Annotated in this window: 17 protein-coding genes, 2 rRNA genes and 1 riboswitch; of the genes, 9 read left to right on the forward strand and 10 right to left on the reverse strand. The window is 30.6% G+C overall.

The features are described from left to right. Positions 1-10 precede the first annotated feature (10 nt). Positions 11-1,261, reverse strand: a complete 1,251-nt coding sequence (locus BQ2505_RS08435) for a murein hydrolase activator EnvC family protein (protein WP_074017352.1) — start codon at positions 1,259-1,261, stop codon at positions 11-13. Beyond that, positions 1,251-2,222 (reverse strand): permease-like cell division protein FtsX, encoded by a 972-nt coding sequence (locus BQ2505_RS08440; RefSeq protein ID WP_074017311.1) that lies wholly within the window; start codon positions 2,220-2,222, stop codon positions 1,251-1,253. The genes BQ2505_RS08435 and BQ2505_RS08440 overlap by 11 nt, the downstream gene beginning before the upstream one ends. 166 nt (positions 2,223-2,388) lie before the next feature. Here BQ2505_RS08440 and BQ2505_RS08445 point away from each other — a divergent pair, with 166 nt between their 5' ends. The 9 genes from BQ2505_RS08445 (at position 2,389) to BQ2505_RS08485 (ending at position 12,731) form a co-directional block, all read left to right on the forward strand. Then, positions 2,389-3,693: an MATE family efflux transporter gene (locus tag BQ2505_RS08445; protein ID WP_074017312.1), complete on the forward strand. Its 1,305-nt coding sequence runs from the start codon at positions 2,389-2,391 to the stop codon at positions 3,691-3,693. Positions 3,694-3,825: 132 nt separating this feature from the next. Beyond that, a complete protein-coding gene (locus BQ2505_RS08450) occupies positions 3,826-4,416 on the forward strand; it encodes a flavin reductase family protein (RefSeq protein ID WP_074017313.1) in 591 nt (196 codons plus the stop codon). A gap of 93 nt (positions 4,417-4,509) precedes the next feature. Next, a complete protein-coding gene (locus BQ2505_RS08455; protein WP_074017314.1) occupies positions 4,510-5,577 on the forward strand; it encodes a DHHA1 domain-containing protein in 1,068 nt (355 codons plus the stop codon). A 213-nt stretch (positions 5,578-5,790) separates the two neighbouring features. After that, complete coding sequence (gene truA / locus BQ2505_RS08460) at positions 5,791-6,525, forward strand: tRNA pseudouridine(38-40) synthase TruA (RefSeq protein WP_074017315.1); 735 nt, start codon at positions 5,791-5,793, stop codon at positions 6,523-6,525. Positions 6,526-6,541: 16 nt separating this feature from the next. Then, complete coding sequence (locus BQ2505_RS08465) at positions 6,542-7,012, forward strand: GNAT family N-acetyltransferase (protein ID WP_074017316.1); 471 nt, start codon at positions 6,542-6,544, stop codon at positions 7,010-7,012. Positions 7,013-7,073: 61 nt separating this feature from the next. Continuing rightward, on the forward strand, positions 7,074-7,502 hold the full coding sequence (locus BQ2505_RS08470) for a Fur family transcriptional regulator (protein WP_074017317.1): 429 nt from the start codon (positions 7,074-7,076) through the stop codon (positions 7,500-7,502). A 377-nt stretch (positions 7,503-7,879) separates the two neighbouring features. Continuing rightward, complete coding sequence (locus tag BQ2505_RS08475; RefSeq protein ID WP_074017318.1) at positions 7,880-9,511, forward strand: tryptophanase; 1,632 nt, start codon at positions 7,880-7,882, stop codon at positions 9,509-9,511. A gap of 60 nt (positions 9,512-9,571) precedes the next feature. Continuing rightward, positions 9,572-10,906, forward strand: coding sequence for a sodium-dependent transporter (locus BQ2505_RS08480; RefSeq protein WP_074017319.1), 1,335 nt, complete (start codon positions 9,572-9,574; stop codon positions 10,904-10,906). Between the two features lie 478 nt (positions 10,907-11,384). After that, the gene (locus BQ2505_RS08485; RefSeq protein ID WP_074017320.1) at positions 11,385-12,731 is read left to right on the forward strand and encodes an oxaloacetate decarboxylase subunit alpha; all 1,347 of its coding nucleotides are present in this window, start codon (positions 11,385-11,387) and stop codon (positions 12,729-12,731) included. A gap of 240 nt (positions 12,732-12,971) precedes the next feature. On the opposite strand, the gene BQ2505_RS08490 is transcribed toward BQ2505_RS08485, so the two are convergent. The 8 genes from BQ2505_RS08490 to BQ2505_RS08525 form a co-directional block, all read right to left on the reverse strand. Further along, positions 12,972-13,586 (reverse strand): thiamine phosphate synthase, encoded by a 615-nt coding sequence (locus BQ2505_RS08490; protein ID WP_074017321.1) that lies wholly within the window; start codon positions 13,584-13,586, stop codon positions 12,972-12,974. Between the two features lie 18 nt (positions 13,587-13,604). After that, positions 13,605-14,747 (reverse strand): 2-iminoacetate synthase ThiH, encoded by a 1,143-nt coding sequence (gene thiH, locus BQ2505_RS08495; RefSeq protein WP_074017322.1) that lies wholly within the window; start codon positions 14,745-14,747, stop codon positions 13,605-13,607. 122 nt (positions 14,748-14,869) lie between these two features. After that, positions 14,870-15,646, reverse strand: a complete 777-nt coding sequence (locus BQ2505_RS08500; protein ID WP_074017323.1) for a thiazole synthase — start codon at positions 15,644-15,646, stop codon at positions 14,870-14,872. Continuing rightward, on the reverse strand, positions 15,627-16,280 hold the full coding sequence (thiF, locus tag BQ2505_RS08505; RefSeq protein ID WP_074017324.1) for a sulfur carrier protein ThiS adenylyltransferase ThiF: 654 nt from the start codon (positions 16,278-16,280) through the stop codon (positions 15,627-15,629). Before thiF ends, BQ2505_RS08500 begins: the two co-directional genes overlap by 20 nt. A gap of 13 nt (positions 16,281-16,293) precedes the next feature. After that, entirely contained in the window at positions 16,294-16,488 is a 195-nt protein-coding gene (thiS, locus tag BQ2505_RS08510) for a sulfur carrier protein ThiS (RefSeq protein ID WP_074017325.1), read from the reverse strand. Between the two features lie 195 nt (positions 16,489-16,683). Continuing rightward, positions 16,684-17,985, reverse strand: a complete 1,302-nt coding sequence (gene thiC, locus BQ2505_RS08515; protein WP_074017326.1) for a phosphomethylpyrimidine synthase ThiC — start codon at positions 17,983-17,985, stop codon at positions 16,684-16,686. Positions 17,986-18,190: 205 nt separating this feature from the next. Beyond that, a riboswitch (TPP riboswitch) is annotated at positions 18,191-18,296 on the reverse strand. Positions 18,297-18,543: 247 nt separating this feature from the next. Beyond that, positions 18,544-18,660 (reverse strand): 5S ribosomal RNA (gene rrf / locus BQ2505_RS08520). Between the two features lie 66 nt (positions 18,661-18,726). Further along, a 23S ribosomal RNA gene (locus BQ2505_RS08525) occupies positions 18,727-21,637 on the reverse strand. Positions 21,638-21,645: the final 8 nt, after the last annotated feature.

Consider the following 21,645-nt stretch of genomic DNA (forward strand, 5'->3'; position numbering starts at 1 on the left):
TTTGTATTTTTTAAAATGTTGGCATTGGATCTATTGGTTTTAAATTTACTCTTAATTCATAGTATAAGTTAGGCTCTTTTTCACTTGATAAACCTAATACTCCTATTGTTTGTCCAGCACTTACACTTGAACCTCTTGAAGCCTTAACGGCAAGCAAATTACCATAAACTCCAATAATACCACTTCCATAATCTATCATAACTACTTTTCCTAAGCCTTGGAAATTATCGGCATAAATTACTACTCCAGATTTTGCAGCTACAACTTGAGCTCCTAATTTCCCTCTAATTTCTATACCATTACTTTCAACAACTCCAGCTTTCTTTTGATTAAAATATACAACTACTGGACCATTTATAGGCATAATAGTTTTCCCAACTCTTCTATAGGCTTCTGGATTAGATATCTTTTGTATAACTGGTTCTTTAACTATTACTTCTTCTGTTTCTTCTTCTACTTTTTTATTTGAATTTTTAGTATTTTTCTTAGAAGCATTTCTCTTTTCCTTTTCTTTTCTTGCTCTTTCAGCAGCTTCTCTTGCAGCTTTTTCTGCTGCTCTTCTAGCATTTTCTCTAATTATTCTTTCTATCTCTCTAGAAATTCTTATTTTTTCTTTCTTTAATTTTTCAATAGAAGATTCGTGTCCTTTTTTCTCTATTCCCAATTTTTCCTTTAGTCTGCTTTGCTCTGCTCTCTTCGCATCACTTCTCTTTAAATTTTCTCTAAGATCTGCTTCAAGTTTATCTAGTTTTCTTTTTTGTTCTTCTATTTCTTCTTTTACTTCTTTAATATCTCCAGTAATTCTTTCAATATGATCCATTCTTTTTAGATCTCCATGTAAAACTTCTCTATAATTTTTATTAAGAATTACCTTATCTCCTACTTCATTTGGATGAAGCTTTTTATACTTATCCCAAGCAATTATTTTAGCAACTAACTCTAATTCTTTTTTATTATGTTCAACCTCAGAAATTTCTAAGTTTTTATTCCCATAGTCAATATTTTTTTTAATTGTATTTATATCAGATTCAATTTCTTCTCTTTCTTTTTCATTCTTTTTTATTTCTTCTTCCAAATCTTTTATCATTTTTTCGATTTTAGAAGTTTCTGTATCTATCGCTTTGATTCTAGTATTTTTCTTTTCAATCTCTTTATCTATATTTTTTAATCTTGTATTCATATCATTTACTGATGAAGAATAACTAGAAACAGAGAACAAAAGAAACAGAAAAACTAAGTTATTATATTTTTTAGTTTTCATCATCAAAATTAATAATTTTAAAAAGTTTATTTTCTCTTTCATCTTTTTCTCCACTTTCATCATCATCAAATTCATCATCAAAATCTTCATCAAATTCATCATCATACTCTGCTTCTTCTTCATCTTCATACTCAATTCTTCCTACGTTTGCCGGCATTAAATAAACTATTGCATTCACTATAAAAATTACTAGTAAATGCCAAAGTATTATTTCCTTAAACGATAATAAAGTATGTTCAAATTTAATTCCTGATATATATTTTCTAAAATAAATATATAAATTAAAAAATATAAGAGTTCCTATTACAGTTGCTGATGAGAATAGAAATAAACCTCTTTTTTTAGATTTTTTTATATTTTTAGCATAATCAAATCCTGTATTAGCCGAATTTAAAAACTCTATTCCAACTCCAAGATTAAATAAAATTATAGTTATTAAAGCTATAAAAAAAGCAATTACCCCACTTCCTGTTTTAACCATAGAGAATACTAAACCTTGTTTTTCTGAAAGTTTTAAGTAAGAATCATCTCTGTACACTTCTTTAATCTCTTCTTTTTCTTCCAATTTATCTTGAATCAAATTTAAATTTTCAATATTTTTTACATATATAACCAAAGAATCTGAAAGAGGGTTACTAGATTCCGGTATTGATATATTCAACTCATTTTGCAAATTTTTAAAACTTTCAGATTTATCCATATATCTTACTGCCTTTACCGAAGCTATCTTGTAGACTTCTTTCTCTAAATTATTTTTTTGTTCGTTTGTTAGATTACTTTGTAAATCAGCAACAATAACTGAATTATATAAAGTTTGCTCTGATATACTTTTCAAATTTAGTGAAATATTTACAAAAATATTTAATGAGATTATGGTTATTATTATTGAATAAAAAACTCTATTTTTTAATCTTTTTATATAAGGAATATCCTTTAATCCATAGCCAAATAATTTATACATAAATAACTCCTCTTTTCTTTTTTTTATTTCTAGTCTTATCTTATTATTTTAACATAACTTTATTTTTTTTGTGCAATTTTTTTTATCTATTTATTAAAATACTAAGAATGCCATTTTATTTTGTAAAATTAAAAATATTTGATAAAATATTTTTGGTGAGAATAAAATGAAAAAAAAATCAACTTTATCATTAATCTTTAAATATGCTTTCCCAAATGTTATATCTATGTGGATTTTTACTCTCTACACTATTATAGATGGAATTTTTATTGGAAAATTTGTAGGAGCTACTGCTTTAGCTGGTGTTAATTTAGTTTTTCCTCTAATCAATCTTATATTTTCAATATCAATAATGATAGGAGTTGGAAGTTCTACGATTATAGCAATAAAATTTGGTGAAAATAAAATTGAAGAAGGAAATAAAATTCTAACATCAGCAGTGTTTATAAATTTTATTTTTAGCATTGCTATTACAACTGCTATTTTAATTTTTTATAATCCTATTATAGAAATACTTGGTGCAAAAAATGGGACAGATATTTATCTTTTTACAAAAGAATATTTGCAATATATAATACCTTTCAGTATCTTTTATATGATTGGCTATGCTCTTGAAATATATATAAAAGTAGATGGGAAACCAAGCTATCCAGCATACTGTGTTTTAGTCGGTGGGATTACCAATTTAGCTCTTGATTATATTTTTGTTGTAAAATTTAATTGGGGAGTTAAAGGTTCTGCCATTGCAACAGGAATTTCCCAAATAGCAAGTTGCTCATTATTAATTTATTATATTTTTTTTAAAGCCAAAATCATAAAATTTGTAAAAGTTAATACTTTTTTCATAAAAAAAACTTTTATAATTTTTAAAATAGGATTTCCGGAGTTTTTAACAGAAGTATCTTCTGGAATTTTAATATTAATTTATAATCTTGTGATTTTAAATAAAATTGGTGTTCAAGGAATATCTGTTTACAGTGTAATAACTTACATTACTTCATTTATTACCATGACAATGATAGGTTTTGGTCAAGGTATGCAACCTATTATAAGTTATTATCTTGGAGAGAAAAATTATAAAAAAATCAATGATATTTTTAAAAAATCATTATTTTTATTGTCAACTATAGGTGTATTTGTCTTTCTATTAATTAATTTTTTTACTGTCAATTTAGGAAAACTTTTTTTTGATGAAAATATATTAGTTTTAGAATTAAAAAAATATTTAAGTATTTATAGCTTATCTTATATAATACTAGGAATAAATATTTTTATTTCTTCTTACTTTACCGCTTTAAAAAAGCCTTTATATTCATCACTTATCACTTTTCCAAGAACTATTTTATTCAATGGTATATTACTTTTAGTTTTACCTATTTTTTTTGGAAATAACAGTATATGGACAGTAAGTTTTTTAAGTGAATTTTTAACAATATTTATTTGTATTTTTTTATTTTATAAAAAAATATAAAATTAGTTTCTGACATCCGCATTAGTTCGAAGAAACTATGTTCATTCAGCTCGTAGAACTCATACAGTTGTCAAGAAACTTTATTTATTTAATAAATAAAATTTTTTACTAAATTTTAGAAATGGAGAAAATATGAAAAAAAGATATTTAAAAGGAAGTGTAATTTTAAATCCAGTTCCTGTTGTACTAATAACTTGTAGAAATTTAGAAGGAAAAGAAAATATTTTTACTGTTGCATGGATAGGAACAGTCTGCTCAAAACCTCCTATGCTTTCAATTTCAATAAGACCTGAAAGATTGTCTTATGACTACATAAAAGAAACTATGGAATTTACAGTTAATATTCCCAATAGAAAATTAACAAAAATAACCGATTTTTGTGGTGTTCGTTCTGGAAGACAAATAAACAAGATAGAAGAAATGAATTTAACCATGGTCAAAGGAAGTGAAATTGAAACTTCGTTTATTGAAGAATGTCCAATTAGTATAGAATGTAAGGTTAAAGAAATTATAAAACTTGGTAGCCATGATATGTTTATAGCTGAAGTTCTTTGCTCTCATATAAATGAGGATTTATTCGATGAAAAAGATAAAATTGATTTAACAAAAGCTGACCTTATAGCTTACTCTCACGGTGAATACTTTTCTGTTGATAAAAATCCTTTAGGAAAATTTGGTTATTCTGTTATGAAGAAGAAAAAGAAAAAAATAAAGAATAAATAGTTTTCTAGGTTAAATTAATTTAGTGTGATATAATTAACAGACTAATTTTAAATTTATTAATATTACTAATTTTGTAATTTAGAGAGGAGAAAAATGGCTGATATTTTATACGATACTAGGTCAAAAAATCTAAATGCTCCTAAAGTTGTTATTCTAACTCATGGAGATGCAGATGGGTTAGTGTCAGCTATGGTTGTAAAAACTTTCGAAGAATTGGAGGATAAAAATAAATCATTCCTTATAATGAGTAGTATGGATGTTACACTTGAACAGACAGATAAAATTTTTGATTATATCTGCAAGTACACATCTTTAGGTTCTAAGGATAGAGTTTATATTTTAGATAGACCTATTCCTAGTATGGATTGGTTAAAAATGAGATATTTAGCATATACCAATATAATTAACATAGATCATCACTTAACTAATAATCCTACTCTGTATAAAGATGAGTGTTGTTGTGACGACATTTATTTTTTCTGGGATGATAAAGTCAGTGCTGCTTTTTTGACTTTGAAATGGTTTGAACCTTTAGTTGAAAAAGGTGAAAACTATAAAAAAATGTATGAAAAACTATATCCTTTAGTTGAAGCAACTTCTTGTTGGGATATTTTTTCTTGGAAAACTCTTGGAACTAGCCAAGAAGATATTTTACTTAAAAAAAGAGCTTTAGCAATTAATTCTGCTGAAAAAATATTAGGAACTGAAGCTTTTTATAAGGCTATAAATAAAAATTTAAACTCTTCTACATATATTAAAGATTTATTTAATTATTTTTTCTGCTTAGATGAAGCATATGAAATAAAGATAAAGAACTATTTTGATTTTGCTAAAAGAACTATCTATGAGTTAAATCATAAAAGTTATAAAATAGGTGTTGCCTATGGTATTGATGGAGATTACCAATCAATTATTTCTGATAAAATATTTCAAGATAAAAAATCAAACTACGATATACTAGCTTTTTTAAATCCTTACGGGACTGTTTCTTTTAGAAGTAAAAATGAAGCAGATGTTAGCGAAATTGCTAAAAAATTAGGAGAAGTTGTTGGTTTTTCTGGTGGTGGTCACAAAAATGCTGCCGGTTGTAGAATTTGTGATAAAGAAGAAATTAAAAATAAGATTTTAGAAATTTTTGAAAATTCTTTGGAAAAAATTTAAATTTGTTGATTTAAAAATAGTTCGTTATAGCCAGATTTTTAATCTAAAATCTGGAAAAATAACTCACTTATTTTTAAATTATCCAAAAGATAGCCCCGATGTCCGTATTAGTTCGAAGAGCCTGTGTTTATTGAGCTCGTAGAACTCATACGGCTATCAGGGGCTATAATAAGGTTTATAAATTAGAATTTATGTAAAAAGGATATATGAAAAATGAGAAAGAATATTAAAATAGAATACAGATATGATGGAAGTAATTATTTTGGACTTCAAAGACAACCTAATCAAATAACTGTTCAAGGAGAAATAGAAAAAGTTTTAAAAATAATTACAAAAGAAGATATAAATTTAATTTCCGCTGGTAGAACTGATAGAGCTGTTCATGCTAATCATCAAGTTTCAAACTTCTTCACAACTTCCACAGTTCCTACAGAAAAATATAAATATATATTAAATAGATTACTTCCTAAAGATATTGATATTTTAAAAGTGGAAGAAGTTGATTTAGACTTTAATGCCCGTTTTAATGCTAAATCAAGAGAGTATATTTATCTGCTTTCAACAGTAAAAAATCCATTTGAAAGTAGGTATTATAAATTTGTAAATACAAACATAAATACAAAAGAACTAGAAAAAATTTTTCAAAGTTTTGTAGGAATCCATGATTTCAAGAACTTTAGATTAAACGATTGTTCTAGTAAGGTTACAATCAGAGAAATCTATAAAATCGAAGTTAGCTCTTTTGCAGAAAATAAAATAAAAATTTTAATAAAAGGTAGTTCCTTTTTGAAATCTCAGGTAAGAATTATGGTTGGTATTGCTTTAGAAATCTATAATAAAAATTTACCTTACAATCATATAGAACTACTTCTTCAAGATTTTTCTAAGGAATATAAAAAATATTTAGCAGAACCTGAAGGTTTATATTTAAACAAAATAGAGTACTAGAAAGGAAAGAAAAACTATGGAATTGGTTCATATAACAAATCCTGATTTTGAAACGATGTCTAAAATTATAAAAATTGAAAAAGAGGCTTTTGAAGGTTCAGGAAATGTTGACCTATGGATTATAAAAGCTCTTATTAGATACGGTTTTGTTTTTGTTGTAAAAAAAGATGATGAAATTGTATCTATTGCTGAATACATGCAAGTTTTCAATAAAAAATCTCTATTTCTTTATGGTATTTCTACCTTGAAAAAATATAGAAATCAAGGCTTTGCAAGTTTTCTACTTGATGAAACTGAAAAAATTTTAAAAAGCCTAGGTTTCGAAGAAATAGAATTAACTGTTGACCCTCAAAATATAATAGCTATTAACTTATATAAACATCATGGGTATACTATGGAAAAATTTTTAGAAGATGAATATGGAAAAAATGTACATAGATATATGATGAAAAAAGTTATAAATCACTTGACACAAATAAAAAAATAAGATATTATATATTAGGTAAATCTAACTAATTTAGTTAAGTATTATAGAAAGGGGGATACATATGGAATTACACTTACATAAGTCTGAAATAGGTCATTATTTAAAAAAACATGATATAAAACCATCTTATCAAAGAATGAAAATATTTCAATATTTTTTAGATAATCATAACCACCCAACTGTAGATACGATATATAAGGCTCTTTGTTCAGAGATACCCACTTTATCAAAAACAACCGTTTATAACACTTTAAATTTATTTATTGAAAAAAAATTGGTATATGTTTTAGTTATTGAAGAAAATGAAACAAGATATGATTTATTAACTGATACTCACGGTCACTTCAAATGTGAATGTTGTGGGGCATTATTTGATGTTGAGCTAAATATTGACTATAATGCTATAAAAGAATTAACAGGTTGTGAAATAGATGAAAAACATTTTTATTTCAAAGGAATATGTAAAAGTTGTAGAGAAAAAAATAATTAACAACAAATATAAATAAAAAGCTAGCACAAAAAAGTGGTAGCTTTTTTTATTTATAAGGAAAGTATAAATTTAAATAGCAAAAATTAGTCTCTGACGTCCGTATTAGTTCGAAGAGCCTGTGTTCATTGAGCTCGTAAAACTCATACGGCTGTCAAGAGACTTTACTTATTATAATTTTAAAATATAAAATTATTGACAAGAATTATTTGAAATGATAAAATCATTCCAATAATAAGTATTTGTTTTATACATATTATAATTTTTTTAGAACACATAATACTATTTTATAAGCTAACAAATATTTATTATATAAAAGAGTGCTGTCCGCTAGTCAATTTTATTGATAACCGGGGTACAAAAAATTGGAGGTTTTTTTTATGAAAGATTATTTATTAAATGTTCCAGTACCACGCTCTTTTTCTTATGTTAAACGTAACATTCCTGAAGTAACTGTTGAACAACGTGAAAGAGCTTTAAAATCAACACACTACAACGAATTTGCTTTCCCAGCAGGTATGCTAACTGTTGACATGTTATCTGATTCAGGAACTACTGCTATGACAGACCAACAATGGTCAGCTATGATCTTAGGTGATGAATCTTATGGAAGAAACAAAGGTTATTATGTTTTGTTAGATGCTATGAGAGATTGCTTTGAAAGAGGAGATAATCAAAAAAAGATTATTAACTTAGTTAGAACTGATTGCCAAGATATAGAAAAAATGATGAATGAAATGTATTTATGTGAGTATGAAGGAACACTATTCAATGGTGGTGCTGCTCAAATGGAAAGACCTAATACATTTTTAATGCCTCAAGGTCGTGCTGCTGAATCTATCCTTTTTGAAATAGTACGTAAAATACTTGCTACTCGTAATCCTGGAAAAGTCTTTACTATTCCTTCTAATGGTCACTTTGATACTACTGAAGGTAATATAAAACAAATGGGCTCTGTTCCTCGTAATTTATATAATAAAGAACTATTATATGAAGTACCTGAAGGAGGAAAATATGAAAAAAATCCTTTCAAAGGAGATATGGATATTAATAAACTACAACAACTAATAGATACTGTTGGTATAGAAAATATTCCTATGATCTATACAACAATAACAAATAATACAATTTGTGGACAAGCTGTTTCTATGAAAAGTATTAGAGAAACATCAAAAATTGCTCATAAATATGAAATCCCATTTATGCTAGATGCTGCAAGATGGGCTGAAAACTGTTATTTTATAAAAATGAATGAAGATGGATATAGAGATAAATCTATCCCAGAAATAGCAAAAGAAATGTTTTCTTACTGTGATGGTTTTACTGCTTCACTTAAAAAAGATGGCCATGCTAATATGGGAGGAGTTTTAGCTTTCCGTGATAAGGGTTATTTTTGGAAAAAATTCTCTGATTTCAATGAAGATGGAAGTATTAAAACTGATGTAGGAATACTTTTAAAAGTAAAACAAATATCATCTTATGGTAACGACTCTTATGGAAGTTTATCTGGTCGTGATATTATGGCTCTTGCTGCTGGACTATATGAATGTTGTAATGTTAATTATTTACAAGAAAGAATTGATCAATGCAATTATTTAGCAGAAGGATTCTACAAAGCAGGAGTAAAAGGTGTCGTTCTTCCTGCTGGTGGACATGGAGTTTACATTAATATGACTGAATTTTTTGACAATAAAAGAGATCATGAAAAATTTGCTGGTCAAGGTTTCAGTCTTGAACTTATAAGAAGATATGGAATACGTGTTGCTGAATTAGGAGATTTTTCTATGGAATATGACTTAAAAACTCCAGAACAACAAGCTGAAGTTGCTAATGTTGTAAGATTTGCAATAAATAGAAGTATGTATTCAAAAGAACACCTTGACTATGTTATTGCTGCAGTAAAAGCTCTTTACGAAGATAGAGAAAATATTCCTAATATGAGGATAGTTTCAGGTCACACTCTTCCAATGAGACATTTTCATGCTTTCTTAGAGCCTTATCCTGAAAAATAAGATATAAATTAAATATAAATAAAAAGAATTAGAAATATTAGCTTTAAAGGGAGGAATTTTATGGGTAGTATTGAGAAAAGAGACGGCTTTGCTACTAAATGGGGTTTCATCTTAGCTTGTATTGGTTCTGCTGTAGGAATGGGAAATATTTGGAGATTTCCCGTTCTAGTTTCAGAATGGGGCGGAATGACTTTTTTAATTCCTTATTTTATTTTTGTAATTTTTATAGGTTCAACTGGAGTTATAGAAGAATTTGCCTTAGGTCGTGCAGCCGCTGCTGGCCCTGTTGGAGCATTTGGTATGTGTACCGCAATGAAAGGAAATAGAAAATTAGGTGAAAGAATAGGAATTATACCAATAGTAGGTTCTTTAGCACTCGCAATAGGTTATTCCTGTGTTATGGGCTGGGTTTTTAAGTATGCTTGGATGTCTATTGACGGTTCTATGTTTGCAATGCAAAGCAATATGGATCTTATAGGTTCAACTTTTGGAAAAACCGCTTCTGCTTGGGGTGCTAATTTTTGGATAGTTATATCACTTATAGTAAGTTTTGGAATTATGTCTTTAGGTGTTGCAGGTGGAATAGAAAAATCTAATAAAATTATGATGCCTGTATTATTTATTTTATTCCTATTACTTGGTGTCTATATATTATTTCAACCTGGATCTTCTAATGGCTATAAATATATTTTTACAGTAAATTTTAGTGGCCTTCTTGATCCTAAAATTTGGATTTATGCTTTTGGTCAAGCATTTTTCTCACTTTCTGTTGCTGGAAATGGTTCTGTAATTTATGGTTCATATTTAAGCAAAAGTGAAGATATTCCTAACTCTGCTAAAAATGTAGCATTTTTTGATACTTTAGCTGCTCTACTTGCAGCTTTGGTTATAATTCCTGCTATGGCCGTTGGTGGTGCAGAATTATCCTCTGGTGGTCCCGGTCTTATGTTCATTTATTTAATAAATATTATGAATAATATGGCTGGCGGAAGAATTATAGAAATCATCTTTTATCTATGTGTTTTATTTGCAGGAGTTAGTTCAATTATTAATCTATACGAAGCTCCAGTTGCATATCTACAAGAAAGATTTAAAGCTAAACGTATAACGGCAACAGCCATTATTCATATAATTGGTTGTATCGTAGCTATTTGTATTCAAGGAATTGTTTCTGAATGGATGGATGTTGTATCAATCTATATTTGTCCTCTTGGAGCTTTACTTGCAGCCGTTATGTTCTTCTGGGTTGCTGGAAAAGACTTTGCTGAAGAAAATGTTAATATGGGATCTAACAAAAAAATTGGTGCATGGTTTTTCCTATCTGGAAAATATGTATACTGTTTCTTAGCTATAGTTGCTCTAGTTGCTGGAGCTTTACTAGGGGGAATTGGATAATAAATAAAGTCTCTCGACAGCCAGTTCTACAAGCTCAATAAACACGGGCTCTTCGAACAAACTAATATGGACGTCAGAGACTAACTTTTACTATTGTAGTTTCCCATAGAAAAATATATAATGAGAGATTATTATAGAGATATCATAATCTCTCATTTTTTATTTTTTCTAGACTATAATAATTTTTTATTAATTTATAGCACTTTACAAGTATATATACAATATAGTATAATATTAAAAATTTTTAGTATTATTACGATAAAATAATAATAAAAAAGTCTCTCTTGACAGCCGTATAGTTCTACGAGCTCAATGAACACAGGCTCTTCGAACTAATGTCAGAGACTTATTTTTACTATTTAATTTTATACTTTCTATAGAATTAAAAACTTAAAATATTTAATCTACAATAGCCTATTAATTAATAATAGGCTATTCTAACAATCTTTGGTTAGTAAATATAATGGAGGAATAAAAAGTGAGTAAAATAAAAATAATGGAAACTTGTCTAAGAGATGGGCATCAATCACTAATGGCAACTCGTTTAACTACAAATGAAATGTTACCCATAATAGAAAAATTAGATAATGTAGGTTATCACTCATTAGAAATGTGGGGTGGAGCTACTTTTGATGCTGCTATAAGATATCTTAACGAAGATCCTTGGGAAAGATTAAGAGAAATTAAAGCTAGAGTAAAAAATACAAAGCTTCAAATGTTACTTAGAGGTCAAAATCTTTTAGGGTACCGTAATTATCCTGATGATATTGTTGAAAGATTTATAAAAAAATCTATACAAAATGGTATTGATATTATACGTATTTTCGATGCTCTAAATGATACTCGTAATCTAAAAACAGCTTGTGAAGCCACTAAGAAATACGGTGGACATGCACAACTTACAATAAGTTATACTATAAGTCCTGTTCACACTGTTGAATATTATAAAAATTTAGCTTTAGAAATGCAAGAAATGGGAGCTGATTCAATAGCAATCAAAGATATGTCTGGAATCTTGTTGCCAGAGTTTGCTTATACTCTAGTAAAAGAATTGAAATCAATCTTAAGAGTTCCTTTAGAAATACATACTCATGCTACGGCTGGACTTGCTAGTATGACATATTTAAGAGCTATTGAAGCAGGAGCTGATATAATCGATACAGCAATATCTCCTCTATCTGGTGGAACTTCTCAGCCAGCAACAGAAAGTATAGTAAGAAGTCTTGAAGGCACTGAAAGAGAAACTGGTTTTGATTTAAACTTACTTAAAGAAATAGCTGAATACTTTAAACCTATAAGAGCTAAATATTTAAAAGAAGGTACTTTAAATCCTCAAGCTCTTATGACAGAACCAAGTATAGTTGAATATCAATTACCTGGTGGAATGTTATCAAATCTTCTAGCTCAATTAAAATTACAAAAAGCTGAAGATAAATACGAAGATGTGTTAAAAGAAATCCCAAGAGTTAGAGCAGATTTAGGATATCCTCCTTTAGTTACTCCACTTAGCCAAATGGTTGGAACTCAAGCTGTATTTAATGTTTTAACTGGTCAAAGATATAAATTGATACCTAACGAAATTAAAAATTATGTAAGAGGTTTATATGGAAAAAGCCCTGTTCCTATAACTGAAGAAATGAAAAAAATTATTATAGGTAATGAAGAAGTATTTTTAGGAAGACCTGCAGATAAATTAGAACCAGAATACGATACTATGGTTGAAGAAAGTAGAGAGTTTGCAAGAACTGAAGAAGATGTATTAACTTATGCTTTATTCCCACAAGTTGCTAAAGAATTTTTAATGAAAAAATATGAAAATGACTAAATAAAAGTCTCTTGACAGCCGTATGAGTTCTACGAGCTCGATGAATAAAAGCTCTTCGAACTAATACGGACGTCAGAGACTATTTTTTTAAGAAATAAAATCCCTGACATCATATTAGTATCATAACCCAATAAGTAAAAGTCATTAACTAATATAAATATCAGGGATTAATTTTCCCATCTAAATTTAGATTTTTTCTAAAAAATATTATAAAAAATTATTTGCTTAATTATTTTTAGTTTAATATTTCATTAAACCCGACATCATACAAACTCCTGTAACTCCAGTTTTTATGACCTCCGAATAATTGTTAAAGTCTATTCCTCCAATAGCAAAGACTTCTATTTTTATTTCTTTAGCTATCTCTTTTAGAAAATCCAACCCTTTAGGTTTTAATCCTTTTTTACAGTCAGTATTGAATATATGACCTACAATTATATAATTAGCTCCCAAATCTTGAGATTTTTTTGCTTCTTCTAAAGTATGTACTGACACTCCAATTTTCCCATATATTTGTCTTAAATTTTCTATTTTATTTTCATCTAAATTTAAAAAAGTTTCAAAAGATAAATGTAATCCAACTACATTTTTATTTTTTTCTTTTAAAATATCATAGTTTTTATGAATTATTATCCTTCCATTATTTTTTTCGACTACTTTTTCTACATTTTTTAATAATTTTAAATAATCTATTTCTAATAAATCTTTTTCTCTTAAAATTACTCCTTCTATTTGAAATTCCTTAAATTTTGTTTTTTCCTCATAATCAATAAATATTTTTTCTAGTTGTTTTTCAAGATTTTCATTTTTACATAATTTCCTATTACTAATAATTAATAACTTTATTTTCTCCATTTTTATTTTCCTCAAAAATTACAAAGTATAAATATAATCATTCATAACTGGCTGTAAATTCTCATTTTTTAATTGTTCAAAAATCTCAACAACACTTCTTTTGTCTGCAATATCAAATTGTTCGTCTCCTTTTTCTTTACACTTATCTGAATGAGCTCCAATACCGGTATTAACTCCAGCTGAAATTTTAGTTGCAGCTATCTTAACAATATTATTTCTAAAATTTTCATTTTCTCTTGTTGATATGGTAATATTTGCAAAAGGTAAAAATATTCTGTATGCACATACTATTTGAAGTAGTTCTTTTTCATGAACATCTTTAGGATTAATTTTTTGATTGTTAATTATAGGTCTTAATCTAGGACAAGAAATAGATATTTCTGCTCTAGGGTATTTCCTTTGTAGCAAATAAGCATGATAGGCTGTTGCAAAAGCATCTTTTCTAAAATCATCTAGACCCAATAAAGCTGCAAAACCTACACCTCTCATTCCTCCCATTAAGGCTCTTTCTTGAGAATAAAATCTATATGAAAAAACTTTTTTATGCCCCTCTAAATGTAAAGTACTATATTTTTTTGAATTATATGTTTCTTGAAATATTGTTACATAATCAACTCCACAAGAATGCAAATATTTATAATCTTCACTATTTACTGGATAAATTTCAATCCCTACATTATTAAAATATTTTTTTGCTATTTTACAAGCTTCACCAATATAATTTATATCAGAGTATCTTTGACTTTCTCCGGTAAGTATTAAAATCTCTTGTAGTCCTGTTTTTGAAATTTCTAGTAGCTCTTTTTCAACTTGTTCTAAATTCAATTTAGCTCTTTTTATTTTATTATGAGAATTAAAACCACAATAAATACAATAATTATCACAATAATTAGAAATGTATAAAGGAGTAAACATATAAATAGAATTTCCAAAATATTTTTCTTTCATTTTTTTTGCTTTTATTGCCATTTCTTCAAGATAATTAATAGCTTTAGGAGAAAGTAATGCTTGAAAATCTTTCACATTCAAACTTTCTTTTCTCAATGCTTCTTTTATATCTTCATCCGTAATTTCAGTATACTTATAATTATTCATTTCTGAAATCACTTTATCTAAGATATCTGATTCTATAATTTCCATACCTTTCATATATGTATCCATTTTATAACTCCTTAATTAAAGTCTCTTGATAGCCGTATGAGTTCTATGAGCTCAATAAATACAGGCTCTTCGAACTAATACAGATGTCAGATGCTAATTTTTACTTTTAACTTTATACTTTCCTATAAATTTAAAAAGCCTGTAAGTGGAGAAGATGCAGAGGCTCCTTTTTCCAACACCCTTCCCATTTTTGCAAGATATGCTTCTCTTCCAGCTTGAATTGCATATGAAAATGCTCTTGCCATTCTAGGTATATCTCCAGAAGTTGCAATAGCTGTATTTGCCATAATTGCTGTAACTCCCATTTCCATTGCTTCACAGGCTTGAGATGGTTTTCCTATTCCTGCATCAACAATTATCGGTAAGTCTATTTCATCTAATAAAATTTGAATAAAATCTTTAGTTGCCATTCCTCTGTTTGAACCTATTGGAGAGGCTAAAGGCATAATACAAGCAGCTCCCGCATCTCTTAAATCCCTAGCAACATTTAAATCTGGATACATATAAGGCATTACAACAAAACCATCTTTTGCCAGTATTTCTGTTGCTTTTATTGTTTCAAAATTATCTGGTAATAAATATTTACTATCTCTTATAACTTCAATTTTTATAAATTCACTTTGTGTACATTCTCTAGCTAATCTAGCTATTCTAACTGCTTCTTCAGCATTTCTTGCTCCAGAAGTATTTGGAAGTAAAGTAATATTTTTGGGAATATAATCCAAAATATTTTCCTTATCTCCAGCAATTGCTCTTCTCATTGCTAGTGTAATTATTTCTGTATTTGCAAACTCTATTGCACTTTTTATTAATTCATTTGAATATTTTCCAGAACCTAATATGAATCTTGAATTAAACTCTTTGTTTCCTAATTTAAAACTATCCTTTAATATTTCCATTTTTTTCTTCTCCTAATATTAGCCTTAATACCAAATTAGCTTGATGGGCAGCACAAATCATTACTCTTGTTGACATTATTCCAGAATATTCATCATAATCTGAATAGTTATCTCCAATCAAATAAAATCTATCATTAATTTTTTTTGTAATTATTTCATTTGATGAGCCCATTCCAGCCATTCCTGATGCTGATATAACTAATTTATCTTTATAGTTTAATAATATTTCATTTATTAGCATAGTCTTTGTCTCAGCTTCATCAAAAGCTTCAACTATAATATTTATATTTTTAATTATTGAAGATAAATTTTTATCATTCACCTTTATATTCTCAAGCTCTATTTCAATAAAAGGATTTATTTCTTCAATAATTTCTTTTAAAGCTAGAGTTTTCTCTTTTCCTATATGTGATAGCCTATATTGCTGTCTGTTTAAATTACTAGCTTCAACTTTATCAAAATCAACTAATTTTATTTTTCCAACTCCAGCTCTAGCTAGTAACATAGCAACATTAGAGCCTAAACCCCCAAGCCCTAAAATACAAATTTCTGCTTTTTTTAATTTTTCTCTAGTCTTTTTAACATTTCTTATAAATAAATCTTCTTCTTTTATTTTTCCTATTATTCCTTCCATAATTAATAAATTTCTATCCTCCTCCAACTAAAGATACAATTTCAATGCTATCTTTATCTTGAATCATTATTTTAGAAAATTTATCTTTTTTTATTATCTCTCCGTTATATTCAACAACTATCCTATCTATTCTATACTTATTCTTTTCTAAATAATCTAATAGAGAAATAGCACTAATTTTTTCAATTTTTCCGTTAATTGTTACCATGTTAATCCCTCTTCATTCAAAATTAATAAATTCCATTGACAACCATATCATTTTATGAACTTAAATAAATAAGAAAAGTCTCTTGACAGACTATGAATTCTATGATCTCAATGAACATAGGCTCTTCAAACTAATATGGGAATCAGAGATTAATTTTACTTTTTAACTTTATAATATATACAATTAAAAATAATTTTAAAGTAAAATATTTAAATCTTCCCCTGACATTACTTTTTTCATAGTTCTCATAGAGCACATTTTTCCACACATAGTACAAGTATCTTCATTTTCTGGAGCTGATTCTTTTCTGTATCTTCTTGCTTTTTCCTCATCTATTGCTTCCGAAAACATTCCTTCCCAATTAATATCTGCCCTATATTTTGCCATTCTATTATCCCAATCAATAGCTTTTGGAACTTTTTTGGCTATATCTGCTGCATGTGCTGCTATTCTTGTAGCTATTATTCCTTCTTTCATATCTTCTAAATTTGGTAATCTTAAATGCTCAGCAGGTGTTACATAACATAAGAAATCTACCCCAGCTGCAGCTGCAACTGCTCCCCCTATTGCAGATGTTATATGATCATATCCAGGAGCTATATCTGTCACCAATGGCCCTAACACATAAAATGGTGCATTATGGCAAAGCTTTTTCTCTAAAATTACATTGGCCTCTATTTCATTTATTGCCATATGTCCCGGACCTTCAATTATAATTTGAACATTTCTTTCCCAAGCTCTCTTTGTAAGTTCTCCAAGAGTAATAAGTTCTTTTATTTGACAAGCATCTGTTGCATCATTTAAGCAACCAGGTCTCAAAGCATCTCCCAAACTTATGGTCATGTCATATTCTTCACAGATATCTAATATTTCATCAAAATTTTCATAAAATGGATTTTCAGCTTTATTTAATTCCATCCAAGCATAAACAAGAGAACCTCCTCTTGACACAATATTAGTTATTCTTTTATTTCTCTTAAAAAGTTCTACTGCTTCCCTATTTAATCCAGCATGTATAGTTACAAAATCTACTCCATCTTGAGCATGTTTTCTAACAACATCTATAAATTCAGCTGCCTTAATATCCTTTAATTCTTTGTCATAAAAACCTATTGCATCATAAACTGGAACTGTTCCAACCATTGCAGTAGACATATTAATTAATTTTTTTCTAAATTCTTCCGTTTTTCCAAAAGAACTCAAATCCATTATTGCGTCAGCTTTCATATCTATTGCAACTTTTACTTTTTCTAGTTCTTTATCTACATCAGGACAATCTTTTGAAATTCCTAAATTTACATTTATTTTTGTTGAAAGTCCTGTTCCAACTCCTTTTGGCAAAATAGACTTATGATTTTTATTTGCTGGAATTGCTATTTCTCCTTTTGCAATTCTTTCAATTAAAATTTTCTCATCAATAAACTCCTCTTTTGCAATAACTTTCATTTCTTTTGTTAAAATACCTTTTCTAGCAGCTTCCAATTGTGTCTTATACATAACATCATCTCCTAAATTAAAATTTATATTATTAAATTACAATTTCTTATAGAGCATAAAATCTCTTGACAGACATATGAGTTCTACGAGCTCAATGAACATAGGCTCTTCAAACTAATACGGACATCAGAGAGTAATTTTGTTATTTGATTTTATACTTTTCTATAGAATAAAAAAGCATACCCCTAATTTGTGTATGCTTTTAATCTTAAACTCTCTAACTTCCTACGTTGGCATTATCCAAATCAGGTCAAAAGGTCAAGGCTCACATCCTTTTCTCAGTCAATTTATTGACTCCCTCGTAACTAGTTTTTATTATTCAATTTTCTCTATATTTTGTATACTAACATATATTTTAAATTTATTCAATATTTTTTAATTTTAAATTTATAATTCTTCATAGCTAAATAAAGTCTCCTGACAGCCATATGACTCTTCCGAGCTCACCGAAATGCTCTCCAGAGTAATACGGACATCAGAAACTAATTTTCATATTAAATTTATACTTTACTATATAATAACAAAAAAAAGAGAAGCATTAGCTTCTCTTCATTCATAGCTTGGCAAATCCATACTCTCCCAGGCCGCTTCCAGCCAAGTACCATCAGCGTATATGGGCTTAACTTCTAGGTTCGGAATGTTACTAGGTGTACCCCCATAGCTATTCTCACCAAGCAATTTAATTGTATCATATATTATTAATATATGCAAGTCTGAACACTTGAAACTATATAGTAGACTTAGGTTAAAACTACGATAATTAGTATTGGTCAGCTAAATACATTGCTGTACTTACACCCCCAACCTATCAACCTCCTAGGCTCGAAGGTATCTTAAAAGAATACTTATCTTGAAGTTAGTTTCCCGCTTAGATGCTTTCAGCGGTTATCTATTCCAAACGTGACTACCCAGCTGTGCCACTGGCGTGACAACTGGTACATCAGAGGTTTGTCCATCCCGGTCCTCTCGTACTAAGGACAGATCTTCTCAATATTCTAACGCCTACAGTGGATAGGGACCGAACTGTCTCACGACGTTCTGAACCCAGCTCACGTACCGCTTTAATGGGCGAACAGCCCAACCCTTGGGACCTTCTCCAGCCCCAGGATGCGATGAGCCGACATCGAGGTGCCAAACCCTACCGTCGATATGGACTCTCGGGTAGGATCAGCCTGTTATCCCCAGGGTAGCTTTTATCCGTTGAGCGACGACCCTTCCATTCGGAATCGCCGGATCACTATGTCCTGCTTTCGCATCTGCTCGACCCGTCAGTCTTGCAGTCAAGCTCTCTTATGCCATTGCACTCTATGGTTGATTTCCATCCAACCTGAGAGAACCTTTGAACGCCTCCGTTACTCTTTCGGAGGCGACCGCCCCAGTCAAACTGCCCACCTAGCACTGTCTCCGTGGCTACAAACCACAGATTAGAATTTCAGCATTGAATGGTTGGTATTCCACCGATGACTCCGATACAGCTAGCGCCATACCATCATAGTCTCCCAACTATCCTATACATGCAATGCCAAAACCCAATACCAAGCTACAGTAAAGCTCCATGGGGTCTTTCCGTCCTACTGTAGGTAACCGGTATCTTCACCGGTAATACAATTTCACCAGGCCTCCCGTCAAGACAGCGCTCAAATCATTACACCATTCGTGCAGGTCGGAACTTACCCGACAAGGAATTTCGCTACCTTAGGACCGTTATAGTTACGGCCGCCGTTCACCGGGGCTTCAATTCGGAGCTCTCACTCCTCCTCTTAACCTTCCGGCACTGGGCAGGTGTCAGCCCATATACATCGCCTTACAGCTTAGCATAGACCTGTGTTTTTGTTAAACAGTTGCTTGAGCCTCTTCACTGCGACCCTCAAACGCTTTCTAGCGCGTAGCTAGTAACATCTAAGGGCTCCCCTTCTCCCGAAGTTACGGGGTTATTTTGCAGAGTTCCTTAACGAGAGTTAGCCTGTCCGCCTTAGATTTCTCATCCTGACCACCTGTGTCGGTTTACAGTACGGGCAGTCATACATTAACGCTAGAAGCTTTTCTCGGCAGCGTGGGATTTGCGCATTAACCTTACGGCTATACATCACACCTTAAGTATAATCTAACGGATTTTCCTATTAGATCACTCTACATGCTTATACGGACACTTCCGTTCGTCCGCGCGCATACCCTTCTGCGTCCCTCCATCACAATATATGACTGGCACAGAAATATTAATCTGTTTTCCATTCGCCTACGCAATATAGCCTGGGCTTAGGTCCCGGCTTACTCAGGGAAGACAAGCTTTACCCTGAAAACCTTGGTCTTCCGGCGAGGGGGATTCTCGCCCCCTTTCTCGCTACTTATTCCTGCATTCTCACTTCTGATACCTCCAAAGTCGGTTACCCTTCTCCTTCAACGGCCTACAGAACGCTCTCCTACCAATCCTTACGGATTCCACAGCTTCGGTTTATAACTTAGCCCCGTTACATTGTCGGCGCAGAGACTCTCGACTAGTGAGCTATTACGCACTCTTTAAAGGTGTGGCTGCTTCTAAGCCAACCTCCTAGTTGTTTGTGAATCTCCACCTCCTTTCCCACTTAGTTATAATTAGGGACCTTAGCTGGTGGTCTGGGTTGTTTCCCTTTCGACGATGGAAGTTAACTCCCATGGTCTCACTCCTGAGCTTTTAAATTATGGTATTCGGAGTTTGATTGATTTCAGTAAGCAATACGCCCCCTAGATCATTCAGTGCTCTACCCCCATAATTGAACACTCAAGGCTGCACCTAGATGCATTTCGGAGAGAACGAGCTATCTCCTGGTTCGATTGGCTTTTCACCCCTAAACCTACCTCATCCCCCAACTTTTCAACGGCGGTGGGTTAGGACCTCCACTGTGTCTTACCACAGCTTCATCCTGGACAGGTTTAGATCACCAGGTTTCGCGTCTACGCCAAACGACTAAATCGCCCTATTAAGACTCGGTTTCCCTACGGCTCCGTTATACTTAACCTCGCCGTTTAACGTAACTCGCAGGATCATTCTCCAAAAGGCACGCCATCACCATTACTGGCTCTGACCGCTTGTAAGCACACAATTTCAGGTTCTATTTCACTCCCCTCCCGGGGTTCTTTTCACCTTTCCCTCACGGTACTATGCGCTATCGGTTAGTAAGAGTATTTAGCCTTATGAGATATGGTCCTCACTGATTCACACAGAATTCCTCGTGTTCCATGTTACTTGGGATCAAAGTTATACGTATATCGGAGTACCCATACAGGACTTTCACCTTCTACGGTTTATCTTTCCAGATAATTCTAGTTAAGCGATATACAATATTGAATAGCTTACAGTTCTTCAGCACTCTGTCCCTCAACCCCTTAAACGCAACGGCTGTATCCTTGACACGTTTAAGGTTTAGGCTTGACCCATTTCGCTCGCCGCTACTTTGGGTATCGTTTTTACTTTCTTTTCCTCGCGTTACTTAGATGTTTCAGTTCACGCGGTTCCCTCTTTCGTATTAAGACTTCATCTTAATAGATTGCTCCATTCGGAAATCCTAGACTCTTACGTTCGTTTGCAACTTATCTAGGCTTATCGCAGCTTACCACGTCCTTCATCGGCTCTTACTACCAAGGCATCCTTTGTGTGCCCTTAATTATTTTAACCTATTTTTT

The sequence above is a fragment of the Fusobacterium massiliense genome (assembly GCF_900095705.1).
In the GTDB taxonomy this organism is placed as follows: Bacteria; Fusobacteriota; Fusobacteriia; order Fusobacteriales; family Fusobacteriaceae; genus Fusobacterium; species Fusobacterium massiliense.